This is a genomic window from Caulobacter sp. 17J65-9 (assembly GCF_010975005.1).
GTDB lineage: Bacteria > Pseudomonadota > Alphaproteobacteria > Caulobacterales > Caulobacteraceae > 17J80-11.
This window is the reverse complement of sequence record NZ_JAAIVC010000356.1, coordinates 1-558: the sequence shown is the minus strand read 5'-3', so window position 1 is coordinate 558 and position 558 is coordinate 1. Positions and strand designations below refer to the sequence as shown.

Below are 558 nucleotides of genomic sequence, written 5' to 3'. Positions count from 1 at the left end.
GGCGAGACCGCCCCGGCGCGGGCCGGCGCCGGCGACCGGCTGCCGGCCGGCGCGCTGAACCTGACCGGCCGGCTGGTGCTGCGCGCGACCGCGCGGGCGGCGGACTCCACCCTGGCCGAGGTGGCCCGGCTGATGGAGGCCGGCGCCCAGTCGAAGTCGCGCTACGTCCGCCTGGCCGACAAGGCCGCGGCCCTCTACGTGCCGGTGGTGCACTCGGTCGCCGCCCTGACCGTGTTCGGCTGGTCGATCGCCGGGTCGGACCTGAGAACCGCCCTGCTGCGCGCGGTGGCCGTGCTGATCATCACCTGCCCGTGCGCGCTGGGCCTCGCGGTCCCGGCCGTGCAGGTCGTGGCGGCCGGACGGCTGTTCCGCAGTCGCGTGCTGGTGAAGTCCGGGGCGGCGCTGGAGCGCCTGGCCGAGGTCACCCACGTGGTGTTCGACAAGACCGGCGTGCTGACCCGGGGCGAGCCACGCCTGGTCGACGCGCCGCCGCGGGCGCTCGCCGCCGCCGCCCAGCTGGCCCGCGCCTCGCGCCATCCGCTGTCGCGGGCCCTGGCC

General features: G+C 78.1%; 1 protein-coding gene. It reads left to right on the top strand.

The window, feature by feature from the left end; all coding sequences use genetic code 11:
- On the top strand, positions 1-558 hold a 558-nt coding region (locus G3573_RS21935; RefSeq protein WP_163263714.1), incomplete at both ends, for an HAD-IC family P-type ATPase.